Below are 247 nucleotides of genomic sequence, written 5' to 3'. Positions count from 1 at the left end.
ACCTTGATCGGTGTCATCATCCTGGCGGTCGGAATATCAGCAATTCAGCAATTCGGCGGGTCGTTCTTCGTCGAACCGCTGTTCAACGGCGTCACCCTGCTGATTGCCATCGGCATAGCAGGTTACGCCCAGCGCAAGCGCGGAGCTGTGAGGAGGATCACACCCGCATCGAAATGAGGATGCCGGCTCAACCCGGCATTTCATAACAAACAAAATGGAGGAGTGAACATGAAGCGCAGAACGTTAT

1 pseudogene is annotated in these 247 nt (G+C 54.3%); it reads left to right on the top strand.

The features are described 5' to 3' along the window. A pseudogene (locus AF337_RS41855) lies at nt 1–177 on the top strand (ABC transporter permease); the annotation flags it as partial. Between the last annotated feature and the right edge of the window lie 70 nt (nt 178–247).

Source organism: Rhizobium ecuadorense (assembly GCF_001187535.1).
Lineage (GTDB): Bacteria > Pseudomonadota > Alphaproteobacteria > Rhizobiales > Rhizobiaceae > Rhizobium > Rhizobium ecuadorense.
This window is presented reverse-complemented; position numbering and strand designations above follow the sequence as displayed.